General features: G+C 70.3%; 6 protein-coding genes and 1 pseudogene. 1 reads left to right on the top strand and 6 read right to left on the bottom strand.

The features are described from left to right. Positions 1 to 93 precede the first annotated feature (93 nt). The 4 genes from AB0J04_RS27320 to AB0J04_RS27305 form a co-directional block, all read right to left on the bottom strand. Positions 94 to 1,698 (bottom strand): MDR family MFS transporter, encoded by a 1,605-nt coding sequence (locus tag AB0J04_RS27320; protein ID WP_363171196.1) that lies wholly within the window; start codon positions 1,696 to 1,698, stop codon positions 94 to 96. 38 nt (positions 1,699 to 1,736) lie between these two features. Next, positions 1,737 to 2,447, bottom strand: a complete 711-nt coding sequence (locus AB0J04_RS27315) for a TetR family transcriptional regulator (RefSeq protein WP_363171195.1) — start codon at positions 2,445 to 2,447, stop codon at positions 1,737 to 1,739. A 175-nt stretch (positions 2,448 to 2,622) separates the two neighbouring features. Next, positions 2,623 to 3,018 (bottom strand): SRPBCC domain-containing protein, encoded by a 396-nt coding sequence (locus AB0J04_RS27310; RefSeq protein ID WP_363171194.1) that lies wholly within the window; start codon positions 3,016 to 3,018, stop codon positions 2,623 to 2,625. 5 nt (positions 3,019 to 3,023) lie between these two features. Further along, the gene (locus AB0J04_RS27305; RefSeq protein ID WP_363171199.1) at positions 3,024 to 3,626 is read right to left on the bottom strand and encodes a CGNR zinc finger domain-containing protein; all 603 of its coding nucleotides are present in this window, start codon (positions 3,624 to 3,626) and stop codon (positions 3,024 to 3,026) included. Between the two features lie 21 nt (positions 3,627 to 3,647). On the opposite strand from AB0J04_RS27305, the pseudogene AB0J04_RS27300 reads away from it, so the two are divergent. Further along, positions 3,648 to 3,908: pseudogene (locus AB0J04_RS27300) on the top strand (glyoxalase/bleomycin resistance/dioxygenase family protein); the annotation flags it as partial. A 327-nt stretch (positions 3,909 to 4,235) separates the two neighbouring features. Here the strand turns inward: AB0J04_RS27300 and araD are convergent. Further along, positions 4,236 to 4,943 carry an L-ribulose-5-phosphate 4-epimerase AraD gene (gene araD / locus AB0J04_RS27295; RefSeq protein WP_363171193.1) on the bottom strand — a complete coding sequence of 236 codons (708 nt, stop codon included), beginning with the start codon at positions 4,941 to 4,943 and terminating at the stop codon, positions 4,236 to 4,238. A gap of 28 nt (positions 4,944 to 4,971) precedes the next feature. Next, positions 4,972 to 6,489 (bottom strand): L-arabinose isomerase, encoded by a 1,518-nt coding sequence (gene araA, locus AB0J04_RS27290; protein WP_363171192.1) that lies wholly within the window; start codon positions 6,487 to 6,489, stop codon positions 4,972 to 4,974. Positions 6,490 to 6,540 lie beyond the last annotated feature (51 nt).

The raw sequence follows: 6,540 nt of genomic DNA, 5'->3' as shown, positions 1-6,540 counted from the left end.
GGCCCCACTCCCCCGGGGCCCCCGCGGGGCGCCCGCCCCCCCCCGCCCGCCGCCGGGGGGGGGGCCCCCCGCCGCCCGTCGGCATTCCCTGGATCAGGTCGCTCCGACAGGCGACGGGCTGTCGGCCTCCGCGGCCCTCGATTCCTCCGCGAGCCGTTCCATGCCGCTGGTCGTCTTGAGCGGCTTCTCCTTGATGAAGAGGACGGCGACCAAGGTCAGCAGTGCGAAGGGAGTGGCGATGAGGAAGAGGTCGGCGGTGGCGACACCGTAGGCGTGCTGCACGATGGCCCGCATCGGTGCCGGCAGGGTGGCCACGTCCGGGACACCGTCTCCCGACACTTGCCCGGCGCCCGCGGTGGTCCCGGATTCCCGCAGGCCGTTGGTGATCTCGGTCGTGACCCGGTTGGCCAGGATCGCGCCGAGCACGCTGGTGCCGATGGTGCCGCCCATGCTGCGGAAGAAGGACAGCACCGAGGTGGCGGCGCCCAGTTCGGCGGCGGGGACGTCGTTCTGCGCGGCGAGGATCAGGTTCTGCATCAGCATCCCGACGCCGATGCCCATCACCGCCATGTAGACGCTGAGCAGGCCGAAGTGGGTGTCGGAGCCGATCGTGGAGAGCAGGGCGAGGCCCGCGGTCATGATGGCGGCGCCGGCGACGAGGTACACCTTCCACCGGCCGGTCGCACTGATGACCTGCCCGGCGACGGTCGAGGAGAGCAGCAGGCCCAGGATCATGGGCAGACTCATCAGGCCCGCGGTCGTGGGGGATTCACCGAGAGAGATCTGGAAGTACTGCGACAGGAACACGGTGCCGCCGAACAGGGCCACACCGACCAGCAGGTTGGCGACGGTGGTCAGGGCCACGGTGCGGTTGCGGAAGATGGACAGCGGGATGATCGGCTCGGCGGCCCGCGACTCGACGTAGACCGCCGCCGCCAGCAGCAGGGCGCCGCCGGTGGTCAGGACGACGGTCTGCCAGGAGGCCCACTCGAACTGGTTCCCCGCCAGTGAGACCCAGATGAGCACCGCGCAGACACCTGCGACGATGAGGAAGGCGCCCAGGAAGTCGATTTTCGCTGAGCGATGGGCCGTGGGCAGCTTCAGCGTGAGCTGCAGCAGCACGATCGCCAGCAGAGCGAACGGGACGCCGATGAAGAAGCACCAGCGCCAGCCGAGCCACGAGGTGTCCACCATGAGGCCGCCGATCAGCGGTCCGGCCACGGTGCCGACGGCGAAGACGGCGCCGAAGATCCCCGAGTACCTGCCCAGCCGACGGGGAGGGATGATGGCCGCCATCACGACCTGTGCCAGAGCGGTCAGGCCACCTGCGCCGATGCCCTGGGCGACCCGGCTGAAGATCAGCAGCCCCACGTCGTGGGAGAAGCCCGCCAGCAGCGAGCCGACCACGAACATGCCGAGGGAGAGCTGGAGCAGCAGCTTCTGGTTGTAGAGGTCGGCCAGCTTGCCCCACAGCGGCACCGTCGCCGTCATGGCGAGCAGTTCGGCGGTGACGACCCAGGTGTAGGAGGACTGGCTGGCGCCCAGATCCGTGATGATCCGGGGGAGTGCGCTGGCGACGACGGTTCCGGCCAGGATGGAGACGAACATGCCGGCCATCAGCCCCGACATGGCCTGGAGTATCTGCCGGTCGGACATGGAGGTGGGTGGCGCCTGTTCCGGCGCCGATGATGTGGTCACAACGTCTCTCTCGGAGTCGGTTGGGGAGGCGAGCCGCGTCAGGGGCGGTGGGGCTCTTCGGGTGGCACTTGCAGCCCGACGGCGAGTTGCTCGAACGTCTCGCGGAACACGACTGCGAAGGCGACTTCGTCCTGCCGGATGGACCAGTGCTGGACGGCGACCCGAACGGCCGAGGTGCCGACGGCGGCCAGTAGTCGCGGATACAGGCCCAGGGCCGACCTGCGCTGCTCGGCCGAGGCCGCCGCGCGCCCCGCACGTTCACCGGAATCGTCGGGTGCGGAGTGCGGGTAGGTGCCGATGCGCTCGGCGATGGCCTCGGCCAGGTCGAACTCGTCGGCCATCTGGGCACCCAGGCTGCGGGCCAGGAGATGCGGCGATCTGTGCAGCACGGTGGCGTGCAGGCTCCAGAGCTCGTGCTGTTGTTCGATCTCCGCCAGCTCCGCCGCCAGGGCGTCGCGCAGCGCCTCCAAGGGGGACAGCTCGGACGGTGCCCTGAGCAGGGCGTGTCGGATCCTGGCACTCGATTCCGCGTCGACCATCACAAAGACGTCGTCACGGGAGTCGAAGTAGTTGAAGAACGTGCGTGCGGAGACGCCGGCTGCCTCGCTGATCGCGTCCACGGTGACGTTCTCCGCCCCGTGCTCGGCCGCGAGTCGCACCGCCGCCTCTGTGAGGGCCGCGCGCGTGGCTCGCTTCTTGCGCTCCCTTAGTCCGCCTCGCGCGGCACTCTCCGTTCCCATGTTTTGCATGATACGCAAAAATGCAGTACCTGCAAAAAACTGCTTCGGGTGACGGCGTCGGCCGGCTGAAGCCTCCCCGCGTGACGGACGGGAGCCGTCACATGGTCGTCACCTCCGGTTTCCCGCCGTAAGTCTCGGAGCCGTGTCTGCGCGCCGACCCCCGGTCAGGTGCCGCGCACGGGCGTCACTGCCGGTCGAGGGCGGCAGAGGCCTGGTCCAGGATGCGCTGCCAGTGCGCCCGCTGCTGTTCGCGTTCTTCGGCGCTCGCCAGGTGCTCCTGGTGGAAGCGGAGCATCGTCCGGGCCCCGTCGGCGCTGGGGGCGAGGGCGACCTGGACCGTGGTGGTGCCGTGGGTGACGCGGATGCGGGCTGCCGGGCGGTAGCCGCGCACCTCGCCCGTCACTCCTGCGGCCGTCCGGTAGGGGGCGCCGCGTTCCGGGCTGAGGACCGCGCCGGGGCCGAGCCAGAGGGCGAGCCCTTCGGGGCCGCTGATGAAGTCCCAGACGACGGGCGCGGGGTGGGGCAGCGTGCGGGACACACCGATCTGCCAGCCTGCGTCTTTGGTGAGTCCCGTGGGCATCGGGGTCATCCTTCCTTTGAGTGGCGGGCGCGCAGCGCCCTCACCTTGTGACGGTTGCCGCAGTGCTCCATGGAGCACCAGCGGCGGCGGCCGGGGCGTGAGGTGTCGACGTAGACGAGGTGGCAGTCCTCGGCGGCACAGGTGCGGATGCGGTGCACGAAGGGGCCGGTCAGCAACTCGACGGCGTCCCGTGCGACGGTGGCCGCCAGGTGGGTGCCGCAGGAGGTTCCGGCCCACTGCGGCTTCCCGGTCGGCGCGATGGCGGGTGCCAGGTCTGGACGGGCGGCTGCCTCGTTGATGACCTCCAGGTCGCCGGGCGGGCGCGGTTCGCCGCGTGTGTGGGCGATGACCACCCGGAACAGTGCGTCGCGCAGCCTTCGCGCGTTCGCCACCTCCGCTTCGGAGATCTCCAGCACGGGCGTCGGCGTCAGCCGAGACCGGTCCGCCCAGGCGGCCAGGTCGGCGGGCTCGTGCAAGACCTCGTACCGCTGGTAGGGGCCGGGGCCGCCGGTGGTCAGCAGTTCCAGGCACAGCGCACCGGGGTCGAACCGGTAGGCGACGCCGGTACGGGAGTGCAGCGTCAGCCCCTTGGTCGCGGAGGAGTCCATGTAACCAATATAACTGGTTACATGGCGTCGGGACGGAAGTCGGTCATCGACAGCACGAACGCGTCCGCCCTCGCGGACGTCTGGGCCGAGGCCCCGGAGCACGAGGTGGAAGACTCCCGCTCTCCCATCGAGCAGCTGTCGGCCGCCGGCCACATCGGCGAGGAGGCGGTCGTCGAACACGGCGACCGCCTGCGCCTCGACGTCCACAACGAGCCCGGCGGTCTCGGCAAGCTGGTGGCCCGACTGGAAGAGCTGGAGGCAACCCGTGTCCGTGAGGTCGACAAGGGACCTGCCGGGCACTGGTGGATCATGCAGGACCCGGACGGCAACGACTTCTGCGCGGCGCAGGTCGGGCCGAGACCGGCCTCGACAGCGGGGACGCCGCCGCGGCGGCACGTGCGTTCGGCTGCCCATGCGCGGTCACGCCCGTCGATCCGGCGGGGCCCGTCGCCGCTCGCCGTCGACCGGACGGGACGGGACGGGAACAGCGGCTGTGCGAGCGGGCGAGCACGGCCTGTGCCGGGTGAGGTCGAAAGGCGGCCCGCGCCGACCGCAGCCGTCGGTGGGAGCCGCCTCGCGTGTGACGTGCCGTCACATGGCCGTCGAACTTCACGGGTTCCCGTAGTAGGCGTCGGGGCCGTGTTTGCGGGTGTAGTGCCGGTCCAGCAGGTGCCGGGGCGGCGGGCCCGTGGGGGCCAGGGCGAAGGTGTGGAGGGCGATGTCGGCGACGGCTTCGCAGATGACGGCGTGCTCGAGGGACTTGCGGGCCGTGGCGCCCCAGGTGAAGGGCCCGTGGCCCGCGACGAGGGCGCCGGGGACTTCGACTGCCTTCTGGTCGTCCTCGTGCAGCATGTCCACGATGACGCGGCCGGTGTTGTACTCATAGTCCTTCGCGCACTGCTCGGCGGTGAGGTCGGGGGTGCAGGGGACGGGGCCGTTGAAGGTGTCGGCGTGGGTGGTGCCGAGTACCGGTATCTCCCGGCGGGCCTGGGCGAAGGCCACGGCGTGGGTGGAGTGGGTGTGGGTGACGCCTCCGATGGAAGGAAAGGCGAGGTAGAGGCAGCGGTGGGTCTCGGTGTCGGTGGAGGGGCGAAGGTCGCCTGCGACGACCGCTCCGTCGGAGAGGTTCACGGTCACCAGGTGGTCGAGGGTGAGTTCCTCGTACGGGACTCCGGAGGGCTTGATGACGAAGACCCCTGCCTCCCGGTCGACTCCGCTGACGTTGCCCCAGGTCAGGGTGGCGAGACCGACCTGGGGGATCGCCAGGTTCGCGTCCAGGACCTCTTGCCGCAGACCGTCGCGGACACTCTCGGTCATCGGTGATCTCCTTTGCCGTCGGCCGCGGTCACAGGGCTTGGGCGAGACGGTGGTAGGCGGCGTTCCACCGGATTTCCTTGGCGAGTTGTCCGGACGTGGTGTTCTCGTCGATGGTGAGCAGTTCGACGCCGGTCATCTCCGCGAAGTCGGTGAGCGTCTCCATGTCGACGGCGGAGCTGAGGACGGTGTGGTGGGGCGCGCCGGCGAGCAACCAGCCCTCGGCGGACTCGGCCAGGGAGGGCCGGGGCTTCCATACGGCGCGGGCCACGGGCAGACGGCGCAGCGGTTCGCTGGGGGTGATGACGTCGACCGTGTTGGCGGTGAGGCGGAAGCGGTCGCCCAGGTCGGACAGACCGACGACCACGGCGGGTCCCTCCGCGGCGTCGAAGACCAGGCGGACGGGGTCCTCACGGCCGCCGATGGAGAGGGGGTGGATCTCGCAGCGGGGGCGGTCGGTGGCGATGGAGGGGCAGACCTCCAGCATGTGGGCGCCGAGGATGCGGGGGGTGCCCGGGCCGAGGTGGTAGGTGTAGTCCTCCATGAAGCTGGTCCCGCCGGGCTGTCCGGCGCCCATGACCTTCATCGTGCGCAGCAGGGCGGAGGTCTTCCAGTCGCCTTCGCCGCCGAAGCCGTAGCCGTCGGCCATCAGCCGCTGGACGGCTATGCCGGGCAGTTGGCGCAGGCCGCCGAGGTCCTCGAAGTTGGTGGTGAAGGCGGTGAAGCCGCCGTCGGTGAGGAAGGCGCGCAGGCCCAGTTCCAGGCGGGCCGCGTACAGCAGGGAGTCGTGGCGGATGCCGCCGGGGCCCAGCGCCGGCACCATGTCGTAGGACTCTACGTACTCGGCGGCGAGTTCGGCGGCGGCCTTGTCCGCGACGTCGTCGACGACGGCGACCAGGTCGTTGACTCCGTAGGTGTTCACGGAGTAGCCGAACCGTATCTGGGCCTCTACCTTGTCGCCCTCGGTCACGGCGACGTCGCGCATGTTGTCGCCGAAGCGGGCCAGCCGCAGGGTGCGCGCGGCGTGCCGTCCGGCGGCGGCCCGGGCCCAGGCGGCGGTGCGGCTCACGACGCGGGGGTCGGTGGCGTGACCGGCGACGATCTTGCGGGTGACGCCGAGGCGGGCTTCGACGTGCGCGAACTCGCGGTCGCCGTGGGCGGCCTGGTTGAGGTTCATGAAGTCCATGTCGATGCTCGACCACGGCAGCGACAGGTTGTACTGGGTGTGCAGATGCAGCACGGGCCGGTCCAGCGCGCTGAGTCCGGCGATCCACATCTTCGCCGGTGAGAAGGTGTGCATCCACAGGATCACGCCCACGCACCGGTCGGACGCGTTGGCTTCCAGGCACAGGTCGCGAATCGACTCGGCGTCGGTGAGGACCGGCTTCCACACGATGCGCAGGGGAATCCCGCTCGCGGTGTCGAGGCGCTCCGCGATCTGGCGGGACTGGTGGGCGACCTGACTCAGGGTCTCTTCGCCGTACAGAGCCTGGCTGCCGGTGAGGAACCAGATCTCCTGGTGGTCGTATGTCGAGGCTGGTGTTGTCATCACATGTCTTTCGTGTCGCGCGGCGGGAGCCGGGGCGGGGGAGTGGTGCGA

It is taken from the genome of Streptomyces sp. NPDC050263 (assembly GCF_040655955.1).
GTDB lineage: Bacteria > Actinomycetota > Actinomycetes > Streptomycetales > Streptomycetaceae > Streptomyces.
Note: the sequence above shows the minus strand (reverse complement) of the source record. Positions and strands in the feature narration are given on the sequence as shown.